Annotated in this window: 19 protein-coding genes; 8 read left to right on the forward strand and 11 right to left on the reverse strand. The window is 59.5% G+C overall.

All coding sequences use genetic code 11. The annotated features are described in order from the left end of the window. Window positions 1-44: 44 nt before the first annotated feature. The 4 genes from nrdB (at window position 45) to FJU30_RS12100 (ending at window position 3014) form a co-directional block, all read left to right on the forward strand. Window positions 45-1175, forward strand: a complete 1131-nt coding sequence (gene nrdB, locus FJU30_RS12085) for a class Ia ribonucleoside-diphosphate reductase subunit beta (RefSeq protein WP_150435216.1) — start codon at window positions 45-47, stop codon at window positions 1173-1175. A 14-nt stretch (window positions 1176-1189) separates the two neighbouring features. Further along, window positions 1190-1450: a class I ribonucleotide reductase maintenance protein YfaE gene (gene yfaE, locus FJU30_RS12090; protein WP_150435217.1), complete on the forward strand. Its 261-nt coding sequence runs from the start codon at window positions 1190-1192 to the stop codon at window positions 1448-1450. Window positions 1451-1644: 194 nt separating this feature from the next. Then, a complete protein-coding gene (locus FJU30_RS12095) occupies window positions 1645-2565 on the forward strand; it encodes an SPFH domain-containing protein (RefSeq protein ID WP_150435342.1) in 921 nt (306 codons plus the stop codon). Further along, on the forward strand, window positions 2565-3014 hold the full coding sequence (locus tag FJU30_RS12100) for an NfeD family protein (RefSeq protein ID WP_150435218.1): 450 nt from the start codon (window positions 2565-2567) through the stop codon (window positions 3012-3014). Before FJU30_RS12095 ends, FJU30_RS12100 begins: the two co-directional genes overlap by 1 nt. A gap of 51 nt (window positions 3015-3065) precedes the next feature. Here FJU30_RS12100 and FJU30_RS12105 read toward each other — a convergent pair whose 3' ends face one another. From FJU30_RS12105 to cueR, 7 genes are all read right to left on the reverse strand, one after another. Beyond that, window positions 3066-4247, reverse strand: a complete 1182-nt coding sequence (locus FJU30_RS12105; protein ID WP_150435219.1) for an acetyl-CoA C-acetyltransferase — start codon at window positions 4245-4247, stop codon at window positions 3066-3068. 23 nt (window positions 4248-4270) lie between these two features. Next, a complete protein-coding gene (locus tag FJU30_RS12110) occupies window positions 4271-5593 on the reverse strand; it encodes a TIGR00366 family protein (protein WP_150435220.1) in 1323 nt (440 codons plus the stop codon). Next, on the reverse strand, window positions 5590-6255 hold the full coding sequence (locus FJU30_RS12115) for a 3-oxoacid CoA-transferase subunit B (protein WP_150435221.1): 666 nt from the start codon (window positions 6253-6255) through the stop codon (window positions 5590-5592). Before FJU30_RS12115 ends, FJU30_RS12110 begins: the two co-directional genes overlap by 4 nt. Continuing rightward, on the reverse strand, window positions 6252-6917 hold the full coding sequence (gene atoD / locus FJU30_RS12120; protein WP_150435222.1) for an acetate CoA-transferase subunit alpha: 666 nt from the start codon (window positions 6915-6917) through the stop codon (window positions 6252-6254). Before atoD ends, FJU30_RS12115 begins: the two co-directional genes overlap by 4 nt. 846 nt (window positions 6918-7763) lie before the next feature. Continuing rightward, window positions 7764-9140, reverse strand: a complete 1377-nt coding sequence (gene atoC, locus FJU30_RS12125) for an acetoacetate metabolism transcriptional regulator AtoC (RefSeq protein ID WP_150435343.1) — start codon at window positions 9138-9140, stop codon at window positions 7764-7766. A 5-nt stretch (window positions 9141-9145) separates the two neighbouring features. Continuing rightward, complete coding sequence (atoS, locus tag FJU30_RS12130) at window positions 9146-10969, reverse strand: two-component system sensor histidine kinase AtoS (protein ID WP_223881575.1); 1824 nt, start codon at window positions 10967-10969, stop codon at window positions 9146-9148. 223 nt (window positions 10970-11192) lie between these two features. After that, on the reverse strand, window positions 11193-11612 hold the full coding sequence (gene cueR, locus FJU30_RS12135; RefSeq protein ID WP_150435224.1) for a Cu(I)-responsive transcriptional regulator: 420 nt from the start codon (window positions 11610-11612) through the stop codon (window positions 11193-11195). Window positions 11613-11727: 115 nt separating this feature from the next. Here cueR and copA point away from each other — a divergent pair, with 115 nt between their 5' ends. The 3 genes from copA to ybaK all read left to right on the forward strand — a co-directional run bounded on the left by copA (window position 11728) and on the right by ybaK (window position 15955). Then, the gene (gene copA, locus FJU30_RS12140; RefSeq protein ID WP_150435225.1) at window positions 11728-14451 is read left to right on the forward strand and encodes a copper-exporting P-type ATPase CopA; all 2724 of its coding nucleotides are present in this window, start codon (window positions 11728-11730) and stop codon (window positions 14449-14451) included. 132 nt (window positions 14452-14583) lie between these two features. Further along, window positions 14584-15390 carry a TraB/GumN family protein gene (locus FJU30_RS12145; protein ID WP_150435226.1) on the forward strand — a complete coding sequence of 269 codons (807 nt, stop codon included), beginning with the start codon at window positions 14584-14586 and terminating at the stop codon, window positions 15388-15390. Window positions 15391-15475: 85 nt separating this feature from the next. Then, window positions 15476-15955, forward strand: a complete 480-nt coding sequence (gene ybaK / locus FJU30_RS12150; RefSeq protein WP_150435227.1) for a Cys-tRNA(Pro)/Cys-tRNA(Cys) deacylase YbaK — start codon at window positions 15476-15478, stop codon at window positions 15953-15955. Window positions 15956-16033: 78 nt separating this feature from the next. Here ybaK and ushA read toward each other — a convergent pair whose 3' ends face one another. Next, the gene (ushA, locus tag FJU30_RS12155; protein WP_150435228.1) at window positions 16034-17686 is read right to left on the reverse strand and encodes a bifunctional UDP-sugar hydrolase/5'-nucleotidase UshA; all 1653 of its coding nucleotides are present in this window, start codon (window positions 17684-17686) and stop codon (window positions 16034-16036) included. 702 nt (window positions 17687-18388) lie between these two features. Between ushA and ybaL the strand changes: the two genes are divergently transcribed. Continuing rightward, window positions 18389-20071, forward strand: a complete 1683-nt coding sequence (gene ybaL / locus FJU30_RS12160) for a YbaL family putative K(+) efflux transporter (RefSeq protein ID WP_150435229.1) — start codon at window positions 18389-18391, stop codon at window positions 20069-20071. Between the two features lie 100 nt (window positions 20072-20171). Here ybaL and FJU30_RS12165 read toward each other — a convergent pair whose 3' ends face one another. The 3 genes from FJU30_RS12165 to adk all read right to left on the reverse strand — a co-directional run bounded on the left by FJU30_RS12165 (window position 20172) and on the right by adk (window position 23445). Next, a complete protein-coding gene (locus FJU30_RS12165; RefSeq protein ID WP_150435230.1) occupies window positions 20172-21476 on the reverse strand; it encodes an inosine/guanosine kinase in 1305 nt (434 codons plus the stop codon). Between the two features lie 64 nt (window positions 21477-21540). Beyond that, window positions 21541-22503: a ferrochelatase gene (gene hemH / locus FJU30_RS12170; protein ID WP_150435231.1), complete on the reverse strand. Its 963-nt coding sequence runs from the start codon at window positions 22501-22503 to the stop codon at window positions 21541-21543. Window positions 22504-22800: 297 nt separating this feature from the next. Beyond that, window positions 22801-23445 (reverse strand): adenylate kinase, encoded by a 645-nt coding sequence (gene adk / locus FJU30_RS12175; protein WP_150435232.1) that lies wholly within the window; start codon window positions 23443-23445, stop codon window positions 22801-22803. Window positions 23446-23560 lie beyond the last annotated feature (115 nt).

The following is a 23560-nucleotide window of genomic DNA, read 5'->3' on the forward strand; positions in this document are numbered from 1 at the left end:
CAGGCTGCTGTGCAGCTTCAGTATGGGGATTTTTGGAGAACCGGATGGCCTACACCACATTTTCACAGACTAAGAACGACCAGTTACAGGAACCGATGTTTTTCGGTCAGTCCGTCAACGTGGCGCGCTACGATCAGCAAAAATATGAAATTTTCGAAAAGCTGATTGAGAAACAGCTCTCCTTTTTCTGGCGCCCGGAAGAGGTCGATGTGTCCCGCGACCGTATCGACTACCAGGCCTTGCCGGAACACGAAAAACATATCTTCCTCAGCAATTTGAAATATCAGACGCTGCTCGACTCCATCCAGGGCCGTAGTCCGAACGTCGCGCTGCTGCCGCTGATCTCCATCCCGGAGCTGGAAACCTGGGTGGAAACCTGGGCGTTTTCGGAGACGATCCACTCGCGCTCCTACACTCACATTATCCGCAATATCGTGCACGATCCGGCGCTGGTGTTTGACGACATCGTCACCAATGAAGAGATCCTGAAACGGGCGAAAGATATTTCCGCCTACTACGACGATTTGATCGAAATGACCAGCTACTACCATTTACTGGGCGAAGGCACCCACCAGGTCAACGGCAAGAGCGTAACGGTCGATCTGTATCGATTGAAGAAACAGCTGTATCTGTGCCTGATGAGCGTCAACGCGCTGGAAGCGATCCGCTTCTACGTCAGCTTCGCCTGTTCGTTCGCCTTCGCCGAACGCGAACTGATGGAAGGCAACGCCAAAATCATCAAACTGATCGCGCGCGACGAAGCGCTGCACCTGACCGGCACCCAGCATATGCTGAACCTGCTGCGCTCCGGTCAGGACGATCCGCAGATGGCCGATATCGCCGCCGAATGCCAGCAGGAGTGCTACGACCTGTTTGTGCTGGCCGCGCAGCAGGAGAAAGAGTGGGCCAGCTATCTGTTCCGCGACGGTTCGATGATCGGCCTGAATAACGACATTCTGTGCCAGTACATCGAATACATCACCAATATCCGCATGCAGGCGGTGGGTCTGCCGCTGCCGTTTCAGACGCGTACCAACCCGATCCCGTGGATCAACGCCTGGCTGGTTTCGGATAACGTTCAGGTCGCGCCGCAGGAAGTGGAAGTCAGCTCCTATCTGGTCGGCCAAATCGACTCGGAAATCAATACCGACGATTTAAGCGACTTCCAGCTGTAACCCGGCCCGACGCCATGACGACCCCCACCATTACGCTGCGCCTCTCCGAGGCGCAGTTCGCCTGCGACGACCAGCAGCTCTCGCTGCTGGATGTTCTGGAAGCGCACCGCGTCAGCGTGGAGTATCAGTGCCGCGCCGGATATTGCGGTTCCTGCCGTACCCGCCTGCTGCGCGGCAAGGTCGCTTACGGCCAAACGCCGCTGGCGTTTATCCATCAGGATGAGATCCTGCCCTGCTGCTGTATGCCGCTGGAAGATATCGAACTGGATCTGTAACGCCGCGCGCCGCCGCCTTTCCCTTTTGACATCCACGCCGCCCGACCCGCGCCGTCGCCCGCCCCGCCCTGCTCGCTAAAACGCGACGCGGATAACGGCGAGCGGGCGGAATATTCGGTATTCATCGTCACAAAAAACGATTACCCTCTGCTGGCGTACCGTCACGGAAACACACTTATGGAGATTGCATTATGATGTTTAGCGTTATCCCTGTTTTGATTGTTGTCGCACTGATACTGGTCTGGTCATGCATCAAAATTGTTCCGCAGGGTTATCAATGGACTGTCGAACGCTTCGGGCGCTATACCAAAACGCTGATGCCGGGCCTGAACATGCTGATCCCCTTTATGGATCGCATCGGCCGTAAAATCAACGTAATGGAGCAAGTGCTGGATATTCCGTCGCAGGAAGTCATCTCCCGTGACAATGCCAACGTCACCATCGACGCCGTTTGCTTTATTCAGGTGGTCGATGCGGCGCGCGCCGCCTACGAGGTCAGCAACCTTGAGCTGGCGATCACCAATCTGACCATGACCAACATCCGTACCGTGCTCGGCTCCATGGAGCTGGACGAAATGCTGTCCCAGCGCGACAGCATCAACACCCGCCTGCTGCACATTGTCGATGAGGCGACCAACCCCTGGGGCGTGAAGGTCACGCGCATCGAGATCCGCGACGTGCGTCCGCCGGCAGAACTGATCGCTTCAATGAACGCCCAGATGAAAGCGGAACGTACCAAACGCGCGGATATTCTCGAAGCCGAAGGCGTACGCCAGTCCGCCATACTGAAAGCCGAAGGGGAAAAACAGGCGCAGATCCTGAAGGCGGAAGGGGAACGGCAGTCGGCCTTCCTGCAGGCCGAAGCGCGTGAACGCGCGGCCGAGGCGGAAGCCCAGGCGACGAAAATGGTGTCGAACGCCATCGCCGACGGCAACATCCAGGCGATCAACTACTTTGTGGCGCAGAAATATACCGATGCCCTGCAGAATATCGGCTCCGCCAGCAACAGCAAGGTGATCATGATGCCGCTGGACGCCAGCAACCTGATGGGCGCCATCGGCGGCATTGCCGAACTGATCGGCTCCAGTCAGTCGCCGGCCGGCCGGAGTAAATAATGATCGCGGAATTGCTCACCGGCCACGCCCATTGGCTCTGGCTGACGCTCGCCGGTCTGCTGCTGGCGGCCGAAATGCTCGGCGCCGGCGGCTATCTGCTGTGGAGCGGCGTCTCCGCCCTCATTACCGGTTTGCTGGTCTGGCTGTTGCCGTTCAGCTGGCCGTGGCAGGGAGCCCTGTTCGCCGTGCTGACCATCGCCACCGCCGTACTTTGGTGGTACTGGCTGCGTCAGCGGACCCGCGCCGCGCCGCCCTCGACGCTGAATCAGCGCGGGCAACAGCTTATCGGGCGCCACGCCACGCTAAGCGAACCGCTGCGCGACGGCATCGGACATATCCGCATCGGCGACGGTAGCTGGCGCGTTCAGTGCGATCAGGATCTGCCGGCCGGCAGCGCGGTGGAAGTGGTAGCGGTGGAAGGCATCACGCTGCGCATTCGCCCGCTCTGATGCGCAGCGGGGGCTGGCGCGCCAGCCCCCCTTTATCCCCGGGGGATGTGTTTACAGTCGTTCGACAATCAGGGCCGTGCCCTGGCCGCCGCCGATGCACAGCGTCGCCAGCCCCAGCGTTTTATCCCGGGCGATCATCGCGTGCAGCAACGTCACCAGAATACGGGCGCCGCTGGCGCCGATCGGATGGCCGAGCGCGATCGCCCCGCCGTTGACGTTAACCTTCTCCTCATCAAACCCCAGTACCTTGCCGACCGCCAGGTACTGGGCGGCAAAAGCCTCGTTCGCTTCGATCAGATCGATATCGGCCAGCGACAGCCCGGTTTTTTTCAGCACGTTGAGCGTTGCCGGCACCGGCCCCATGCCCATCAATTCGGGACTCACGCCGCCGCTGGCGTAGCCGCGAATGCGGGCCAGCGGCGACAGCGACAGTTCACGCGCGCGCCGTTCCGACATAATCACCAGCGCCGCCGCGCCGTCGTTAATCCCGGAGGCGTTGCCGGCGGTGACCGTGCCCTGTTTATCAAACGCCGGACGCAGCGCGGCCAGTTTTTCCAGCGTGGTATCGGCGCGCGGATGCTCATCGCTATCGAAGACCACATCGCCCTTCTTGCCTTTTATCAGCACCGGCGTGATCTCCGCCGCCAGCGCGCCGCTGGCCTGGGCGGCGGCGGCTTTGCGCTGGGAAGCCAGCGCGGCGTTATCCTGCTGTTCGCGGCTGATGCCATACTCTCTGGCGACATTTTCCGCCGTGATCCCCATGTGATAATTATTGATCGCGCACAGCAGGCCGTCCTGCAGGATCACGTCCTGCAGCGCGCCGTGGCCCAGCCGCAGCCCCCAGCGGGCGCGCGGATCCAGCAGATAGGGCGCGCGGCTCATATTCTCCATGCCGCCGGCCAGCACCGCCTGCGCATCCCCGGCCAGAATCGCCTGCGCGGCCAGCGCCACGCTTTTCAGCCCGGAGGCGCACACTTTATTGACGGTAAACGCGCTGACAGTGTGATCAATGCCGGCTTTCAGCGCCGCCTGGCGGGCCGGATTCTGCCCCAGTCCTGCCTGCAGAACGTTGCCCATAATCACTTCATCGATATCGCTGGCGGCAATGCCGGCGCGGCGCAGCGCCTCGCGCATCGCCAGCGCTCCCAGTTCGGTGGCCGGCACGCTGGCCAGCCCGCCATTAAAGCTGCCCACCGCGGTGCGGATAGCGCTGACAATCACTGCATTATTCATAGTTATTTTCCTTATAATCAGAGTCATAACAGGGTAAGACCGATGACGAAAATGACGCCGGAGAACAGCATCGCGGTGACGCAGTAGCCCATGATGTCGCGCACGCCCAGCCCGGCGATAGCCAGCGCCGGCAGCGCCCAGAAGGGCTGCGCCATATTCATCCACTGTTCGCCGTAGGCGATGGCCATGGTGGCCTTGCCCAGATCGGCCCCCAGCGCCTGCGCCGCGGGCAGCACAAAGGGTCCCTGGATCACCCAGTGCCCGCCGCCCGACGGAACGGCGAAATTAATCAGCGCGGAGCTGAAGAACGTCATGACCGGGAAAGTGTCTTTATTCGCGACATTAATGAACCATTCGGTGATCATGCCGCCGAGGCCGGAGTGCTCCATCATCAGTTGGATGCCGGCGTAAAACGGGAACTGCACCAGAATGCCGGCGGTGCTGCGCGCCGCCGCCTGGATAGCGCGCATGTAGGCCATCGGCGTTTTATGCAGCAGCATGCCGCCGATGAGAAACATCAGGTTGACGGTATTGATGGTGATGTTGAGACCGTGGTTCCAGAAATATATGCCCAGATACGCCGCGCCCAGCGCCACGACAATCAGCGTGATGATTCGGCTTTCCTCCATCCGCTCCGCCAGCGGCGCATCCGGCGGCAATGTCTTCTGAAAGTCCGGCTCGTCCTGCAGCAGGCGCGGATCGATAGCGATCACTTTTTCCGCTTTCGGCATCATCATTCTGGTCACGAAAGGCATTACGACGATCAACCCGAGCGTGACAAAGATGTTGTAGCCGGTCAGCAGAGTGTCGCCGATCGGGATCAGCCCCGCGATGTGCTCAACCGGGTTGCCCGGCGTGGCCGCCAGCAGCGGCATTGAACCGGAGAATCCCCCGCCCCACGTCAAAAAACCAATATAGGCGCAGGCGATCAACAGCGGATAGTCGGAGCCCGGCACGCGTCGAGCCACCTCGCGGGCGAACATCGCGCCGACAATCAACCCGAAGCCCCAGTTGATCACACAGGCCACCAGCCCGAAAAAGGTCACCAGCATCACGCCCTGCACCGGCGTTTTCGCCAGCGAGGCGGTATTCTTCAATACCCGCTTCACCGGCGGCGAGCTGGCCAGCGCATGGCCGGTCACGATGATCAGCGCCATCTGCATGCCGAAGGCCAACAGATTCCAGAATCCGTCGCCCCACATTTTCACCATATCCATCGGCGCGTGCGGGGTAAGGAACAGCCCGAGAATAAACACCAGCATGGTCAGCAACATGGCGAAAATCAGCGGATCGGGCAGATAGCGACTGACCAGCGCCGTCATGGCACGCGAGATTCTTCCAATCATGATGCCGCCTCATTCACGCTGACCGGCATCACCCGCAAGTCATCGGCGAGGGTGAAGCGAGCGGCGGTTTTCGCGCCGATCTGCTCCAGCGTTACGCCCGGCGCCAGTTCGCGCAGGACCAGTTCCCCCTGGGTAAAGACAAATACGCCCAGTTCCGTGACCACCATGTCCACCACCCCTTTCGCCGTCAGCGGCAGCGTGCACTGTTCGAGCAGCTTCGGCGAACCGTCTTTGGCGCAGTGCTCCATGGCGATAATCACTTTTTTCGCCCCGGTAACCAGATCCATCGCGCCGCCCATGCCCGGCACCATCTTGCCCGGCACCATCCAGTTGGCCAGGTTGCCCTGTCGGTCGACCTGCAAACCGCCGAGCACGCTGACGTCAACGTGGCCGCCGCGGATTAAAGCGAACGAAAAAGCGCTGTCGAACATCGCGGCGCCCGGCAGCATCCCGCACGGCTGCCCGCCGGCGTTCACCAGCCGGGCATGCGGCTCGGTCACCGGCCCGAGCCCGAGAAAGCCATTCTCCGACTGCAGAACGATATCCACGTTTTCCGGCAGATAATTAACCACCTGCGTCGGCAGCCCGATGCCCAGGTTGACGATATCGCCGTCGCGCAGTTCCTGCGCCACGCGCTGCGCAATTAATGTTTTACTGTTCATAGAGCGGTCTCCTGAGGGGTAACGACGTAATCAACCAGCGCGCCGGGGGTGACGATCACATCGGGCGCGATTTCGCCGATACCGGCCAGCGCATCGGGCTCGGCGATGACGAGATCGGCGGCCAGAGCAATCAGCGGGTTGAAGTTGCGGGCGGTAAGCTGGTAGGTCAGATTGCCGGACAGATCGGCGATGTGCGCCTGCACCAATGCCAGTTCGGCGCGCAACGGCCGCTCCAGCAGATATTCGACGTCGTTCAGGGTCAGTTTCTGTTTGCCTTCTTCGACCACCGTCCCGACGCCGGTTGGCGTAAGCACGCCGCCCAGGCCGGCGCCGCCGCAGCGAATACGTTCGGTTAACGTGCCCTGCGGCACCAGCTCGACCTCGAGTTCGCCGGCGATCATGCGCCGCCCGGTTTCGGGGTTGGTGCCGATGTGGGACGCGATGACCCGCTTCACCCGACCGTGGGTGATTAACGGTCCGATGCCGGTATCGACAAACGCGGTATCGTTACAAATCAGCGTAAGATCTTTCACGCCGGAACTCAGCAACGCATCGATTAAACGCGGCGGCGTGCCAATCCCCATAAAACCGCCGACCATGATGCTCATGCCGTCATGAAAATACTGGCTGACCTGCGCTATATTTATTGTTTTATCTTTCATGTTCACTCCTTAGTGACTTTACCCAATAGATTTCCGGCGGCCGGGCGCAACGCTGAAATATCCGTTCACGTCATCACGGAATAAACAACGCAACGCGGCCATAGCCTGAAATATCAAGGGGCTATTCCCAAAATGGATGCACTAAGGAATTGCAAACGCAGGGCCAGATTCACCCGATGAAATAAAAAAAACGCAACAACATGAAATTAAAAAAGATAAACAGGAAAGGATGAAAATGCAGAAATAATATTATGCCGGCGGGAGTGAAAATAATTTCCTGCCGTGCGCACATATTTTTGCGCACCGCTAATACGTTCAGTGAGTAATATCACATTATATACCCTTCATATTTCAGGCTGAAGGTGCGTTGTTTTTATGACTCGCCCCATTCATGAGGCTCGCCCTTGCCGGGACGCCGCCAGCGGCGTTCAAATCTGCCGTCGGCAGATTTGTCGCGCCCCCCGGTCACTTACTGCTGGAAACCGCCGGGGATTCGCGGCGTCGCCGCCTTGCAGCAGCTCGAATTATGTTGGGCATTTATGTTGGGCATATAGTCTAATGAGTTCAGGTTGCAGGACAAAACGTTATCGTTTTGAACAACGCGGAGCCTTGACCTTTTATCGACAAAGCGCATGAATCGGCCACGTAACGCGGCAAGCGCGGGGCTAATTCGTCCGGAACGAATTTGGCCAGTAACGGCTGACCTGCGGCGAGAGACAGGGATGTCTCTCATTAATCCCCGGGAATTTACTCAGGTACGCAAATCGCGCGAGCGGTGACGCCGCCGCGCCCCGCTGTCTGAGTCATCCGCAGGCCGACCGGCTTCCTCAGCCGGCCTGCAGCGGCCTACTCAATGCCATACTCCTGCAGCTTATACAGCAGCGCGCGCCGGCTGATACCCAGTACTTTGGCCGTTTGCATCCGGTTGCCCTGATTATCGTTGAGCGCCCGGACAATGAGTTCCCGCTCCCAGGCCTTCAGCCGCTCCTTCAGGCTCTGCCTGCCGCCCTTGTCATGCTCCGGCGACGCCTCCTCGCCGATCGGCAACTGACGTACCGTGTCCGGCAGGTCATCGGCAAAAATCATAAAACCGGTGCTCATAATCACCGCGCGCTCAATGGCGTTCGACAGTTCGCGCACGTTGCCCGGCCAGCGATACTCCTCAAGCGCGCGAATGGCGCTGACATCAAGACCGATGATTTCTTTGCTGTTTTCGGCGCTGAATTTATGCAGAAAGTGTTGCGCCAGCAGCGCAATATCCTCCGGCCGCTCGCGCAGCGGCAGAGACGATAAATTCATCACGTTTAAACGATAAAACAGATCGCGCCGGAACTCGCCGCTATCGATCATCGCCGTCAGGTTGCGGTTGGTGGCGGCGATAATACGGATATCCGTTTTAATGGTCTGACTGCCGCCCAGCCGCTCAAATTCACGCTCCTGCAGAACGCGCAAGAGCTTCACCTGCAGATTACAGGGCATCTCGCCAATTTCGTCCAGCAGCAGCGTTCCCTGATGCGCCCGTTCAAACAGGCCCTGCCGCTGCATCTGCGCGCCGGTAAAAGCGCCTTTTTCGTGACCAAACAGCTCGCTTTCCAGCAGCGACTCGGGTAAGGCGCCGCAGTTGACCTTGATAAACGGCCCGTTGGCCCGGGCGCTGTTGTAATGAATCGCCCTGGCGATCAGTTCCTTGCCGGTGCCGCTTTCGCCGGTCACCAGCACCGTGGCGTTACTGCGCGCCACCCGGGCTATATCGCGGCACAGCTCCATCATCTTCGGATTGTTGGTGAGGATGCGATCCCAGGTGTAGCTTTCCGACAGCTCGCGGTGCAGCACCGAGATCTCCTGCTTCATATCGCGCAGTTGCAGAGCGCGGTGCATTAACAGCTTAAGCTCGTCCAGTTCAAAGGGTTTGATGACATAGTCAAAAGCGCCCAGCCGCAGCGCCTCTACGGCGGTTTCCACCGCCGCATAGGCCGTCATCAGAATAATCGGGATATCCTGCTGGATCTCGCGCATGCGTTTCAGCGCGTCAATGCCGCCGATGTTCGGCATCCTGATATCCATCAGCACGATATCGGGGCGCTGTTCGCGGTACAGGCTCAGCGCCTGCTGCCCGTCGCCGGCGCAGATCACCCGGTGACCATCGGCGGAAAAGACCGCCGTCAACATACGGCGCACGCTTTCTTCGTCATCGACAACCAAAATGCGGTTCGACTGGGTCAAAATCATTATGGCCTCCGCTTACTGTCGCGCAGCGGCAGAATCAGCGTAACGGTGGTGCCGTGCGGCGGCTGGCTGTCGATCATGATATCGCCGTTGTGATCGGTAATAATTCGCTGCGCAATCGACAGCCCCAGCCCGGTGCCGTCGGATTTGGTGGTGAAAAACGGGGTAAAGATCTTGTTCATCACCTGCGGCGAAATCCCCGTGCCGCTATCCCTAATCACGATCCGCAGCTTATCGTCGCCGTCGCGGCAGGTGGAGAGCGCGATCTCGCCCCGCGCAGGAATAGCCTGCAGCGCATTAATCAACAAATTCAGGACCACCTGTTTCAGCAGCTCGCCGTCCGCCTCAATCGCCTTAATTTCGTCATCCAGCGTGATGATGAAATTCACCCGTTTATCCAGTCCGTGCGTATGCACCAGCAGCAGCGTCTCGCGAATAAGCGAATTAATGGCGACGGATTGATAATGGCGCGGATGAGGGCGCGCGAAATCGAGCAGTTGCTGGATCACTTTATTAATGGAGTGGACCTCTTTCAGAATGATATTGATGTATTCCACTCGCCGGCTATCGCGCTCCCCCTCTTTCAGATACTGCACGAAGCCGCTGATGGCGGTCAGCGGATTGCGCACCTCGTGCGCCACGCCGGCCATCAGCTCGCCCAGCGTAGCCAGCCTCTCCGCCCGCTCAATCTGCCTTTGCATCTGCTTTTGCGCCGTCAGATCGGTGAAGATCACCAGCGCGCCGATAATCTCCCCGCCGGCGCTCCTTAACTGGCTGCTGCTGGCCTTCACCTGCAGTATTTTTTCCTTGGCCGGATAATTAACGTCCACGCCGACGTGCCCCACGCCGCAGGCCAGCGTATCCAGTATCGGGCTGTGAAAGCCCTCTTTTTCAAATACAGAATGATAGTGTTTGCCGATCAGCTCATCGTGACGGTAGCCGGTAATTTCCTGAGCGGCCGGATTGCACATGGTAATCTTGCCGTGATTATCAATGCTGATAACGCCATCGGCCGCGCTGTCGATAATTAATTCATTCAGCGTACGCGCCTCGCGTAGATCCCGCGCCAGGGTATTAATGCTGTCAGCAACTTTCCCCATTTCTCCGCGCAGCGCGGGAAGGCGCGTATTTAAATCAAGCGCGAGTTGGCTGACGCCCGTTTTTATCACTTCCACATCGCGGGTAAAGCGGCGGGAAAAACAGATAATCAAAAACAAGCTGATAATCAAACCGATACTGATGACGATAATAATACTGACGTCCATGTCCAGCGCCTGTTTGTCTATATCATTGGATAATTCATTCGCCCAGATATAGCCGATAACGTCGCCATGACGATAAATCGGGCTCATGGCGTTCATAATGTGGCCCCTGACCTGAAAGCCGGATTTCACTAACGGCGTGCCGCTCAACATTACCTGGCGCCCCGGGTGATCGGGCGAAATCGACGTGCCAACCGTACCGCCGTATTTCGCCTGCGGCGCATAGGTAATAATGGCGTCCAGCCGTTTACTGTAATAGCCCGCGCCGACGTTGACGAACGCCCGGGCGATTTCATCCGTCACGGCCGACAGGCGTTTATTCTGCGCCTGAATGCGCTGCGCCGGCGGCAGATCGGCAAATCGCTCCAGACCGTCGCCTAATGCGTTGTCGAGCAGGCGGGTTATCGCATACAGCTTCTGTTCCTTTTCGCGCAGCAGCGCCTCCTTGCCCTGTACTTCAACAATATAAGCCATGATCAGCACCGGCAGAAAAACCATAAATACCGTCAGTAAGATCATTTTGCTGCGTAACGTATCGGGGAAAAATAAGCGAAGGTAATTAATCAGAGGGGCAGCCGGCGGTAATAATCGCTGAAAACTCAAGGCGGAAATAAAATTTGATAACATCATACTGAATATTCTTTTTTCTATTTTTAATAGTCAGTAATGATTATAAATTTTTATTGCCAATGCGGATGCGAGACAGCTCTCCTTTCAGCCACATGCCGATCGCAGTAGCCATCTGCCCGTCGTTACTCTGGGTTATATCGGCAAATTCGACCGTCGTTCAGTCGTCCGAACGGCGCGAGTCAGTATGGCAACAGCCGGCGAGGCCGCTGATAATCGGGCAGTCCGCGCTGTCATCGCCCGGGCAGGCGGCGGCCAGATCCAGCAGGCGCTGACGCATAGCCCTGAGCTCTTCAATATGCCGTTCAATATCCCGCACCTTGTGCAGCGTGCGCGCCTTAACATCGGCGCTGTGCCGGCCCGGATCGTTGAACAACGCCACCAGCTCGCGGCACTCATCCAGGCTAAAGCCGACCTGACGCGCCTGGCGCAGCAGCGTCAGTTCTTCAATATGATGCGTATTATAATGACGGTAGCCGTTATCCGAACGCGGCGGCGCGGTCAGCAGCGCTTTCTGCTCGTAAAAACGGATCGCCTTGCTGGTGAGGCCGGTTTTTTTCGCCACGTCGCTGATATTCATCGCTCCCCCTTGACCTTACCCTTGCTGGAAGGTTTAACCTTAGCCATAACTAAAGGAAATGATCCGGCCGGTCAATCGATTTCGTCGCCGGTCGCCATCCGGGAGGAGGTTAACGATGTCACACACCGTACTGCTCGCGCTGCAGGGACTCAGCTGTGGTCACTGCGTACAGCGAGTCAAACAGGCGCTGGAAAAAAATGCGCAGGTCGAACAGGCCGACGTTACGCTGAACTACGCCAGAATTACCGGCTCAGCCGACCGCGACGCGCTGATCGACTGTATTCAGCAGGCCGGCTACCAGGCCGAAGCCGCCGGGGCGCCGGATCATGTGCTGAGCCTGAGCGGCCTCAACTGCCAGCACTGCGTCGCCAGCGCGCAGCGAGCGCTGGAGGCCGTGCCCGACGTGCAGGCGGCCGAGGTATCGCTCAGCGAAGCCCGCGTTTACGGCGCGGCCGATACGGCGGCGCTGGTTCAGGCGATAGAAAACGCCGGCTATCACGCCAGCGCACGGCCGGCGGAGGACGGGCGCCCAAAAACTGAGCCGCTGGCACGCACAGACGCGGAGCCGGAATCTGTGCCAGCGGCGCACTCCCCTCTTCCGGCCCGTTCCGCGCCCGCGGCGGATGAAGATGACGGCGTGCAATTGCTGCTTGACGGCATGAGCTGCGCCAGCTGCGTCAGCCGGGTGCAGAACGCGCTGCGCGGCGTCGCGGGCGTCACGCGCGCCAACGTTAATCTGGCGGAGCGCAGCGCGCTGGTCCTCGGCGGCGATCCGCAGGCGCTGATCGCCGCCGTGCGCCAGGCGGGCTACGGCGCGGAAATTATTCAGGATGAAGAGCAACGGCGCGCGCGTCAGCAGCAAAGCGCGCGCCGCAACATACGCCGTTTTCAGTGGCAGGCCGCGTTGGGTCTGCTGCTGGGCGTTCCGCTCATGCTGTGGGGCATACTGGGCGGCAGTATGACGCTGACCCCGGCCAGCCGCCTGCCCTGGCTGGCGGTCGGCTGGCTGACGCTGGCCGTGATGGTGCTGGCCGGCGGCCATTTCTACCGTAACGCCTGGCGCAGTCTGCGCAACGGCGCAGCCACCATGGATACGCTGGTGGCGCTGGGAACCGGCGCCGCCTGGCTTTACTCCATTATCGTTAACCTGTGGCCGGCGCTCTTTCCGCACGAAGCGCGTCATCTCTATTATGAAGCCAGCGCGATGATTATCGGCCTGATTAATCTGGGCCATGCGCTGGAGCAACGCGCGCGCCAGCGTTCTTCGCGCGCGCTGGAGCGCCTGCTGGATCTCACGCCGCCGCAGGCCAGGGTAGTGACGCCGGACGGCGACCGGCTGCTGCCGCTGGCCGCGGTGACGGCCGGCATGATCCTGCGGTTGACGCCGGGCGATCGCGTGCCGGTGGACGGTACGCTGTCCACCGGCGAGGTGTGGGTCGATGAAGCGATGCTGACCGGCGAACCGCTGGCGCAGCGCAAGAGCGTCGGCGATCGTCTGCATGCCGGCACCCAGGTGCAGGACGGCGGCGCCCTGCTGCAGGCGCAGGCGATCGGCAACCAGACCACGCTGGCGCGCATTATTCGTCTGGTGCGCCAGGCGCAGAGCAGCAAGCCGGCCATCGGCCAGCTGGCGGACCGCATCTCCGCCGTTTTCGTTCCGGTGGTGGTGGCGATCGCCCTCATCAGCGGGGCGGTCTGGTATTTCGTCGGCCCGCCGCCGCAGATCGTCTATACCCTGGCGATCGCCACCACCGTACTGATTATCGCCTGCCCCTGCGCGCTCGGCCTGGCGACGCCGATGTCGATTATCGCCGGGGTCGGCCGAGCCGCCGAATTCGGCGTGCTGGTACGCGACGCCGATGCGCTGCAGCAGGCCAGCACGCTGGATACGCTGGTCTTCGATAAGACCGGGACCCTGACCGAAGGGCAACCGAGCGTGGCCGCGATCCATACCTTCGGCGACGTTAGCGAGCGGCAGGCGCTCGGCTGGGCGACGGCGCTGGAACAGGGTTCCAGCCATCCGCTGGCGCGGGCGATTCTGGCGCGCGGCGCGGATCTGCCTATCTCCGCGCCCGAACAGTTTCACACCCTGCGCGGTCTCGGCGTCAGCGGCCGGCTTGAGCAATTAACGCTATTGTTGGGCAACCGGACGCTGCTGGAACAGCACGGAATCGACTGCAGTCTCGCTGATAGCTTGCTCAAAACCCAGGCGGAAAGCGGCGCCACGCCGGTGCTGCTGGCGGCGGACGGAAAAATCGCCGCCCTGTTCGCGATCCGCGATCCGCTGCGCGCCGACAGCGTGGCCGCCCTGCGCCGCCTGCATCAACAGGGCTATCAGTTAGTGATGCTGACCGGGGACAACGCGGCGACGGCGCACGCCATCGCCGCAGAAGCCGGTATCGATCGGGTGATTGCCGGCGTCCTGCCGGACGGCAAGGCCGCCGCGATTAAGCAACTGCAGGCGCAGGGAAAACGGGTGGCGATGATCGGCGACGGCATCAATGACGCCCCGGCGCTGGCGCAGGCCGACGTCGGCATCGCCATGGGCGGCGGCAGCGATATCGCCGTCGAAACCGCCGCCATCGCGCTGATGCGCCACAGCCTGCACGGCGTAGCCGATGCGCTGGCGCTGTCGCGCGCCACCCTGAGCAACATGAAACAGAACCTGCTGGGCGCCTTCATTTATAACTCGCTCGGCATCCCGATCGCCGCCGGCGTGCTCTACCCGCTGACCGGCACGCTGCTCAGCCCGGTCATCGCGGGCGCGGCTATGGCGCTCTCATCCATCACCGTGGTCAGCAACGCCAACCGGCTGCTGCGCTTTAAGCCGAAAAGCTAAGCGGCCGCCGCCTTTGTCTTGCCCTTCTCCCGGACCGGCCGCCGCGTCGGTCACATTTTTATACCGCTAACGGCTACAACTCGCCGCCGTTAGCGCTTACCATAAAGTCACTAACTTCAGGAGCCGGATTTTATGGGTCAACTGCTACGCCGCATCGCCGCCTTTTTGGGCCTGATCTCCCCGCTGGCCTATGGTTACCCGGCGATAGATATCCAACTGCCGGATAACCGGCAGTTACATCTGGTCGGCAGTATTCACATGGGCACCATTGAGATGTCGCCCCTGCCGGAAACCCTGCAGCAGTTGCTGCAGCAGGCGGACGCGCTGATCGTCGAGGCTGACATCGCCGGGGACGGCGCCTCGCCCTTTCAACCGGAGGAGGCGCGCGCGCCGCTGGCGCAGCGGCTGAGCCCGGCGCTGTATGAAAAACTGCGCAAGATATGCGGGACGTTGGCGTTCAGCGAGCAGGCGCTTAGCGCGCTGCCCGCCTGGCAGGCGGCGCTGATGCTGCAGGCGCGCCAGGCGCAGCAACTGGGGCTGCGGCCCGATTATGGCATCGACTATCAGATGATTAACGCCGCGAAGGCGCAGGGAATAAAGATTATCGAGCTGGAGGGCGCCGCCAGCCAGATTGATCTGTTGCAACAGCTGCCGCAGGACGGACTGCCCCTGCTGGAGGATACGCTGTTTCACTGGCATGCCAACGCCCGCCTGCTGCAGACCATGGTCGGCTGGTGGCTGGAGGCCAGACCCGGCGCGCCCGCTGCGCCGCTGCCCGCCACCTTTAGCCATGAAATGAACGATCTGCTGATGAACCAACGCAATCGTCGCTGGCAGCAGGTGCTGCAGGCGCTGCCCGCCGGGCGTTATGTGGTTGCGGTGGGCGCGCTGCATCTGTATGGCGACAACAATTTGCCTGATTTATTACAACACCGCTAAATATACCCGCCGGCCCTGAGGCGACCGGCGCGCGCCGTCGTCGGCAGAGGCAGGAGTATACCGTTACCGTAAGGAAAGCATTCACATGACACCCGCCATCAAACTACTGGAAAAGAATAACATTGCCTTTACGTTACACAGCTACCAGCACAATAGCGACGAAACGCATTTTGGCGAGGAAGCTGTCGAGAAACTGGGGCTGAATGCCACGCAGGTCTATAAAACCCTGCTGGTCGCCCTGAACGGCGATGCGAAACAGCTGGCGGTCGCCGTTACGCCGGTCGCCAGCCAGCTGGACCTGAAAAAAGTCGCCCGCGCCCTCGCGGCCAAAAAAGCGGATATGGCCGATCCTCAGCTGGCGCAGCGGGTAACCGGTTATCTGGTGGGGGGAATCAGCCCGCTGGGGCAGAAGAAACGCCTGCCGACGGTGATTGACGCGCCGGCCCGCGAGTTCGCCACGATTTTTATTTCCGGCGGCAAACGCGGGCTGGATATTGAACTCGCCGCCGACGATCTGGCGCGCCTGTTGCAGGCAACCTTCGCCGATATCGCCCGCCGGGATTAATGCCCGGCCGCCTGCGCGAAGAAGAAAAAGAAACGGGCCGCGCTCATCGACGATGAACGCGCCCGTCAGGCGATGCGCTTACTGATAAACGATCTCGCCTTTCGGCTGATAGGCCGCCGCATCCAGCGGCGAGTGCTTCTCAATGTATTGCTTCAGCACTTCCGCATCGATGAAGCCGGTATTGACGTAGCCAGGCTTATCATCGACCCTCGGATAACCATCGCCGCCCATCGCGTTGAAACTCAGCGTCGCCATGCGATAGGTTTTATCCGCCTGCAGCGGCGCGCCGTTGATCTTAATGTCCTTCACCCCGTTGCCATCGGCGACCAGGCTGACGTTGGCGAACTGGGCATAGGCGCCGGAGTCCACCTGCATATTCGCCACTTTGGCCAGGTAAGGTTCGACTTCGCTGCCTTTCATCTCCACATAGACCAGCGTATTGCCGAAAGGCTGGACTTTCAGCACATCTTTATAGGTGATATCGCCGTCTTCGATCGAGTCTCGCACGCCGCCGCCGCTCATCACCGCGAAGTCGGCATGGGTCCGCTCCATCTGCGCGGCCAGCAACACGCGCGCCAGATTGGTCTGCTGGAAACGCACTTTACTGCGATCGCCCTCAAGGTGGCCATGCACGCTGCCGATTTTCACGCCGAGCTGAGCCTGCCCTTTTTGCTGGAACGGCGTCAGCAGTTTCAGCATGTCGGCGTCCTGCGCGATCGGATGAGTGTAATACACGCGTTCGCTACTGCCGTCCGCGTGTTTAACGCGCTTATTCAGGTTGACCGGGATCAGCTGGTAGTGCGTCAGCTTCAGTTCGCCGTTGCGGAATTCAAAATCGGCGCGGCCGACATATTTACCCCACTCATGCGCCTGCACGATCCAAATGCCATTCTGCCGATCGGGCGTACAGGGCGAACCGGGCACATAGTCGACCTGCTTTTTATTCTCACTGGCCATACAGACCGGATCCTGCGAGTGTCCGCCGACGATCATGTCCAGATAGCCGGCCGGCAAACTGCGGGCCATCTCCACATCGCCGGGAGCGTTGGAGCCGTGATGACCGTTGTCATAATGCCCCATATGAGTCGCCGCGATAATCACATCCGGCTTTTCGTTCTCGCGCAGCTGTTCCACCACTTTGCGGGCTTCCGCCGCCGGCGAACGGAATTCGATATCGGTAAAATACTCAGGATTGCCGAGTTTGGCGGTATCGTCGGTCGTCAGACCTATTACAGCGATTTTTATCCCTTGTTTATCAAACAGGGTGTAGGGCCTGAATAAACGCTGGCCGCTGCTTTTCTGATAGATATTAGCCGATAAAAGTGGGAATTTAGCCCACTTTTCCTGTTCGCGCAGTACGGAAAGCGGGTTATCGAACTCGTGGTTGCCGATCGCCATCGCATCGTAACCCACCATGCTCATACCGCGGAAATCGGGCTCCGCATCCTGTAAGTCCGACTCCGGCACCCCGGTATTAATATCCCCGCCGGACAGCAACAGCATGCTGCCGCCCTGCGAAGCGACTTCTTTACGAATCTGATCAACCAGCGTTTTCTGCGCGGCCAGACCGTATTCATCCTTATCGTTGTGCCAGAAACGGCCGTGGTGGTCGTTGGTATGCAATATGGTGATGGCATAGGTCTTGTCTTTCTCCCATGCGCTCGCCCACGCAGGCGCCAGCGCCACCGATATGGCCAGCGCGCAGCCTACCGTTTTTGTTACCCAACCCATGAATGTCTCCCTTGCCGGTTGTCATAGCCCGTTATATATCAGGCCGCAGATGCGCCGGCGCGCGCCATCGCCGCCGGCATAAACATACGCGGCGGCAAACCGGCGGTCCGGGCGCCGTTTAACGCCGCGCCCGGGCCGCGACCGCGCGCCTTACCGCATATACTGAAATTTATAGCCTGTCGTCGACTGATATTTGATACCCCGCGCACACGACTGGCGATATTACCCTACTATAAAACCTTTATGCCAATTCCATCGTCCGACGCAAACGGCGAGCCGCCGCGCCGCGCCAGGCCTCGCTAATCCGACGCGACGCTAAACGCGCCGGCGTCGGTCACATCCCGTACGATAATGGAAAAAGATATCTGCGAAATTTGGCGCTTTGATGACGCCATGCTGACATTTGCTGTTTTATCACCACCTTTCCTGGCGAAATGAGCAAAGAAACGGCGGCCCTCGCCAGACGTGGCGCGAGCATGGACGGGAAAACCCGTAATAAATGTGCTTTTTGATGATAATAATTCAGATTAATCAATAGTTGTTGAAAGAATTTTGTATTAAATCTGTGTTAGAGTATGAATAGTTTGATAAACGAATATTTATCATAGGTAACCCTTATTATTCAGGCAGTTTTTATCTCTATGCAATAAAATTACAAAGTAAGTCCGCTCGTTCACTTTCATGCATGGCAAAGGAGTCGGGATGCATCATACAACACCGCTGATCACTACCATTGTGGGAGGCCTCGTTCTCGCCTTCCTTCTCGGCCTGCTGGCCAATCGCCTGCGCATTTCTCCTCTGGTCGGCTATCTGGTGGCCGGCGTGTTGGTCGGTCCCTTTACGCCGGGTTTTGTCGCCGATTCATCGCTGGCGCAGGAACTGGCCGAGCTGGGGGTTATTTTGTTGATGTTCGGCGTGGGTCTGCATTTTTCGCTGAAAGATTTGATGGCGGTAAAATCCATCGCCATTCCCGGCGCCATCGCGCAAATCGCCGTGGCGACGCTGCTCGGCATCGGCCTGTCCGCCGGGCTGGGCTGGAGTCTGGCCAGCGGACTGGTGTTCGGCCTTTGCCTGTCGACCGCCAGCACCGTAGTGCTGTTGCGGGCGCTGGAAGAACGTCAGCTGATCGACAGCCAGCGCGGTCAAATCGCCATTGGCTGGTTGATTGTCGAAGATCTGGCGATGGTGTTGACGCTGGTTCTGCTGCCGGCGTTCAGCGATATGATCAATGGCGAACAGACCAACAGCCGTCAGTTGCTGACCGATCTCGGCTGGACGCTTGGTAAGGTAGTGGCCTTTATTACCCTGATGATCGTGGTCGGCCGGCGGCTGGTGCCCTGGGTGTTGGCCAAAAGCGCCAGCACCGGCTCACGCGAACTGTTCACTCTGTCGGTGCTGGCCATGGCGTTGGGCATCGCTTTCGGCGCGGTCAAACTGTTCGATGTCTCCTTCGCGCTGGGCGCCTTCTTCGCCGGCATGGTGCTGAACGAGTCCGAGCTAAGCCAGCGCGCGGCGCATGATACGCTGCCGCTGCGCGATGCCTTCGCCGTACTGTTCTTCGTTTCCGTCGGCATGCTGTTCGATCCGATGATCCTGATTAATGACCCGCTCGCCGTGCTGGTCACGCTGTCGATCATTCTGTTCGGCAAATCCGTGGCGGCATTTCTGCTGGTCCGGCTGTTTGGTCATTCGCGCCGCACGGCGCTGACCATCTCCACCAGCCTGGCCCAGATCGGCGAATTCGCCTTTATTCTGGCGGGGCTGGGCGTAGCGCTGGGGCTGATGACCGACGAAGGGCGCAATCTGGTGCTGGCCGGCGCGATTCTGTCGATCATGATTAACCCGCTGCTGTTCTCGATGCTGGAGCGTTACCTGGCGCGCAATGAAACGATCGAAGAGCAAATCATCGAAGAAGCGATTGAGGAAGAAAAGCAAATCCCGCTCGACCTGTGCAACCACGCCCTGCTGGTCGGCTATGGCCGGGTCGGCAGCCTGCTGGGCGCGAAGCTGCATCAGTCCGGTATTCCGGTGGTGGTGGTGGAGAGTTCACGCACGCGGGTTGACGCGCTGCGCGAACAGGGCATCAAAGCGGTGCTCGGCAACGCCACCAAACCTGAAATTATGGATTTTGCCCGTATCGACTGCGCCCGCTGGCTGCTGATCACCATTCCGAACGGCTATGAAGCCGGGGAAATCGTCGCGGCGGCGCGGACGAAAAGACCGGATCTGGAAATCATCGCCCGGGCGCACTACGACGACGAAGTCAGCTATATCTCCGAGCACGGCGCCGACCAGGTGGTCATGGGCGAGCGGGAAATCGCCAATAGCATGATCACCATGCTGCAGCTGGATAAAGTGCAGCCGGGGCTGGTGTGCCCGATTTAGTCCCGGGGCGGCAAACGAACGAGCGTAATACGAGGGGCTGAGCCTGACAGCCCCTCTTCCTTTTCCCGCTTTCCCCACTCTCACGCCGCCGGCGTAGCGTTTAACGCTCCCAGTAGGCCTCTTCCAGACTGTCTTCCCGCTCCGGCAGACCGCGCGTCAGACGCGGAGAATGCTGGTTCAGCACCTGATAGCTGACGCGGTTGGCGTATTTACATACCTGAGCCAGCGAGGAGTAAGTCAGGCAGGGCCGCTGATGCTTGCTGGAGTTCGGTACGTTGATGCGGTGGTAACTGTTGGCGGTAATATCATGCAACAGCGCCGACAGCGCGCCGTCGCCCGCCCCGTTGGTATTCATGATCTTTTCCGGCCCGCCCATATAGGGCGCGATATGCGAATAGACCCGCAGCGGGTTCTGGCAATGCTCGCGCAGCATCGCCCGGCTGAATTCATAGCGGTTGAATTCCGGGATGACGCCCGGCAGCAACGGATGGCGTGTCTGGCGCTTATACGTTTCTTCAGTATACCCCGCCATATACAGACCGCTGGGACCGGCGGTGCACAATACCAGATCTACCCAGTCCAGCACTTTATCGGCCGCCGCCAGCGGATCGCCAAGCCCCGTCAGAGTCTGCGCCTCCTCTTCGTTCATCGCCACTACCGAGACGTGTTCGCGCAGAAAATCGCGCCACCACTGCGGATCGTCCGCAATCACAAATTTGGTGCCCAACGTCAGCACCACCGGAACCTGGTACTTATGCGCCCAGTTCACCGCCTGCATCGCCGCTTGCGGCATCGGCTCGCCGGGTTTACAGCGCACCAGGTAGGAGGTGATCACCAACGCGGAAGCGCCGGCGATAACAGACTCAGGAATACTTTCCGGCCGCAGCTGATTCATGTCGCCGGGGCTGATGGCAAAGGTGCGTTCGCCGTTGTCGCCGATTAACGTAAAGCAGCGGCCGATGGGGCCGTCCACCGCCTGCAGGTAGTTCAGATTGGTGCGGCTGGAAGTATTGCACAGATAGCGGTAGGCGTAGCTGCCGATGCGGATATTGCTCGACATCACGCCCAGCAGGATCGAACTGTCGTCGGCCAGCACAGAATAATTATGCAGCGTATTGCCAATGGTGCCGCCGGCAAACTGATGGCTAATCAAATCGTTAGCTTTCAACTCTTCATACAGCGCCTCGGCCCGGTCGTCATCCACAACCAGAGATTGCCCGCGGCTCAGCTTATAACGTTCGAGCAGTTCATCATCGACCTGCGCCTCAATATCCACCAGAATCTGATCGATGCCGACGATATAGGACTCAATGCTTTCTGACGCGACGGGGGAGGCAACCAACAGCGGGTCGCGGGCGCTGACGGGGAAATAGTGTTTGGATTTTCGCTTACCGGGAAATTTCATAATGGTGGAGTGTGATAGAACAAATACGGACGGCGATCATATCACACTCGTACGGCCCGCGGGGCTAGTCCGGCCGCGTCACCAATTGCTGCAGCAGGTCAATATGCCCGGGATCGTCATTCAGGGCCGGAATGTAGACAAACTGACTGCCGCCGGCATCGAGAAATATCTCGCGGTTCTGTTCTTTAATCTCTTCCAGCGTTTCCAGACAGTCTGCGGCAAAGCCAGGGCAAATCACCTGTACATGTTTTACGCCCTGGGACGGCAGGTTTTTCAGCGTTTCGTCGGTATAGGGCGTCAGCCAGGGTTCGCGGCCAAAGCGCGACTGAAAGGTCATCTTGACCTGCTCGTGCGGCAGCGCCAGCGCGTTTACCAGCGCCTCCACCGTCGCCGCGCAGCGCTTCGGATAATCATCGCCTTCCTGCGCATAACGTTCGGGAATGCCGTGGAAAGAAATGATCAGCTTATCCGGCCGGCCGTTCTGGGCAAAAGATCGCTCAATGCTGCAACGCAGCGCGGAAATATAGGCCGGATGGTCGGCATAATCGCGGATGAAACGAATCTGCGGCAGCGAGCGGTAGCGGGTCAGCGCCTGCGCCAGCCCATCCCACACCGCCGCCGTGGTGGAGCAGGAGTATTGCGGATAAAGCGGCAGCACGGTGAGCTGGGTCACCCCCCGGATCATCAGCCGGTCCAGCGCCGACGCCAGCGAAGGCGAACCGTAGCTCATGCCCAGTTCGATCGGCACATCGGGCAGATGAACGGCCAGCGCCCGCTGCTGCCGCTGGCTGAACGCCAGCAGGGGCGAACCTTCGGGCATCCAGATAGACTGATACAGTTTAGCCACGCGCGGGGATCGCAGCGGCAGCACCACGCCGCGCAGCAGCGGCCACCACAGCAGCCGGGATACATCCACCACGCGCCGGTCGCTGAGGAACTGTTTAAGGTAACGCCGCACCGCCGACGCGGTCGGGGCATCCGGCGTACCGAGGTTAACCAACAAAATACCCTGTTTTTCATGTTTCATGATCAACATTCCCCTCTTAAACAGACAAGCCAGAGGCGCGCTCTGTCAATATTATTTTTTCCGGCAAGCGCGCATTGTAACGAAAAATAATCACACAAGAATGTATTGGTATCATTGACAAAGACGATTGGCGCGGCAACGCTGCATCGTGCGGCAGCATCGTATCATGGCCGGCGGCCAGACAAAAATCAGCCAACCGGCGCAGGGAAGATATAAGTATCGGCGCCCGGCGCCGGGGTGAGAAAAGAGGCGGACTGGCGGGGAAAAAGCCCCGAAGACGGGGCCTGAACGGGGAGCTTAACCAAGAATGGAAGCCAGCTCGGCGCTGATATCAGCCACCTTGCGAGTACCTTCCAGCCGGAAGTAGCGGGTATTGCCGGCATCCGCTTCTTTCTGGTAGTAAGCCACCAGCGGCGCGGTCTGCTGATGATACTCAACCAGACGTTTACGCACGGTTTCCTCCTGATCGTCCTTACGGCTGGTCAGTTCTTCGCCGGTCACGTCGTCTTTGCCTTCCACCTTCGGCGGATTGAATTTCACGTGGTAGACGCGGCCGGAAGGGGCGTGAACGCGGCGGCCCACAATACGTTCGACAATCAGCTCATCCGGCACATCGAATTCGATCACGTAATCGACCGCGATACCGGCCTCTTTCATCGCATCCGCCTGCGGAATGGTGCGCGGGAAGCCATCCAGCAGAAAACCGTTGCGGCAATCGTCCTGAGCGATACGCTCTTTTACCAGAGCAATCACCAGTTCGTCGGTCACCAGCTTGCCGGCATCCATGATTTCCTTTGCCTGACGGCCTAATTCTGAGCCAGCTTTTACCGCGGCGCGCAGCATGTCACCGGTGGAAATCTGCGGAATACCGTATTTTTCCATGATGAATTGAGCCTGAGTGCCTTTGCCTGCGCCCGGAGCGCCGAGCAGAATAATACGCATTGCGTAAATCCCCTTGCTTGAGTTTTTTATAAAGAATGAGAAAACGCCCAACCATACCACTCCCGGCGCGAGGCCTCAAGGCACGGGCTCGGTTCAGCAACGGCGCGCCGGAGAA

The sequence above is a fragment of the Affinibrenneria salicis genome, from assembly GCF_008710095.1.

Bases quoted from the DNA above. Each gene is read 5' to 3' on its own strand.
- nrdB (WP_150435216.1), top strand. From the start codon at position 45: ATGGCCTACACCACATTTTCACAGACTAAGAACGACCAGTTACAGGAA.
- yfaE (WP_150435217.1), top strand. From the start codon at position 1,190: ATGACGACCCCCACCATTACGCTGCGCCTCTCCGAGGCGCAGTTCGCC.
- FJU30_RS12095 (WP_150435342.1), top strand. From the start codon at position 1,645: ATGTTTAGCGTTATCCCTGTTTTGATTGTTGTCGCACTGATACTGGTC.
- FJU30_RS12100 (WP_150435218.1), top strand. From the start codon at position 2,565: ATGATCGCGGAATTGCTCACCGGCCACGCCCATTGGCTCTGGCTGACG.
- FJU30_RS12105 (WP_150435219.1), bottom strand. From the start codon at position 4,247: ATGAATAATGCAGTGATTGTCAGCGCTATCCGCACCGCGGTGGGCAGC.
- FJU30_RS12110 (WP_150435220.1), bottom strand. From the start codon at position 5,593: ATGATTGGAAGAATCTCGCGTGCCATGACGGCGCTGGTCAGTCGCTAT.
- FJU30_RS12115 (WP_150435221.1), bottom strand. From the start codon at position 6,255: ATGAACAGTAAAACATTAATTGCGCAGCGCGTGGCGCAGGAACTGCGC.
- atoD (WP_150435222.1), bottom strand. From the start codon at position 6,917: ATGAAAGATAAAACAATAAATATAGCGCAGGTCAGCCAGTATTTTCAT.
- cueR (WP_150435224.1), bottom strand. From the start codon at position 11,612: ATGAATATCAGCGACGTGGCGAAAAAAACCGGCCTCACCAGCAAGGCG.
- copA (WP_150435225.1), top strand. From the start codon at position 11,728: ATGTCACACACCGTACTGCTCGCGCTGCAGGGACTCAGCTGTGGTCAC.
- FJU30_RS12145 (WP_150435226.1), top strand. From the start codon at position 14,584: ATGGGTCAACTGCTACGCCGCATCGCCGCCTTTTTGGGCCTGATCTCC.
- ybaK (WP_150435227.1), top strand. From the start codon at position 15,476: ATGACACCCGCCATCAAACTACTGGAAAAGAATAACATTGCCTTTACG.
- ushA (WP_150435228.1), bottom strand. From the start codon at position 17,686: ATGGGTTGGGTAACAAAAACGGTAGGCTGCGCGCTGGCCATATCGGTG.
- ybaL (WP_150435229.1), top strand. From the start codon at position 18,389: ATGCATCATACAACACCGCTGATCACTACCATTGTGGGAGGCCTCGTT.
- FJU30_RS12165 (WP_150435230.1), bottom strand. From the start codon at position 21,476: ATGAAATTTCCCGGTAAGCGAAAATCCAAACACTATTTCCCCGTCAGC.
- hemH (WP_150435231.1), bottom strand. From the start codon at position 22,503: ATGAAACATGAAAAACAGGGTATTTTGTTGGTTAACCTCGGTACGCCG.
- adk (WP_150435232.1), bottom strand. From the start codon at position 23,445: ATGCGTATTATTCTGCTCGGCGCTCCGGGCGCAGGCAAAGGCACTCAG.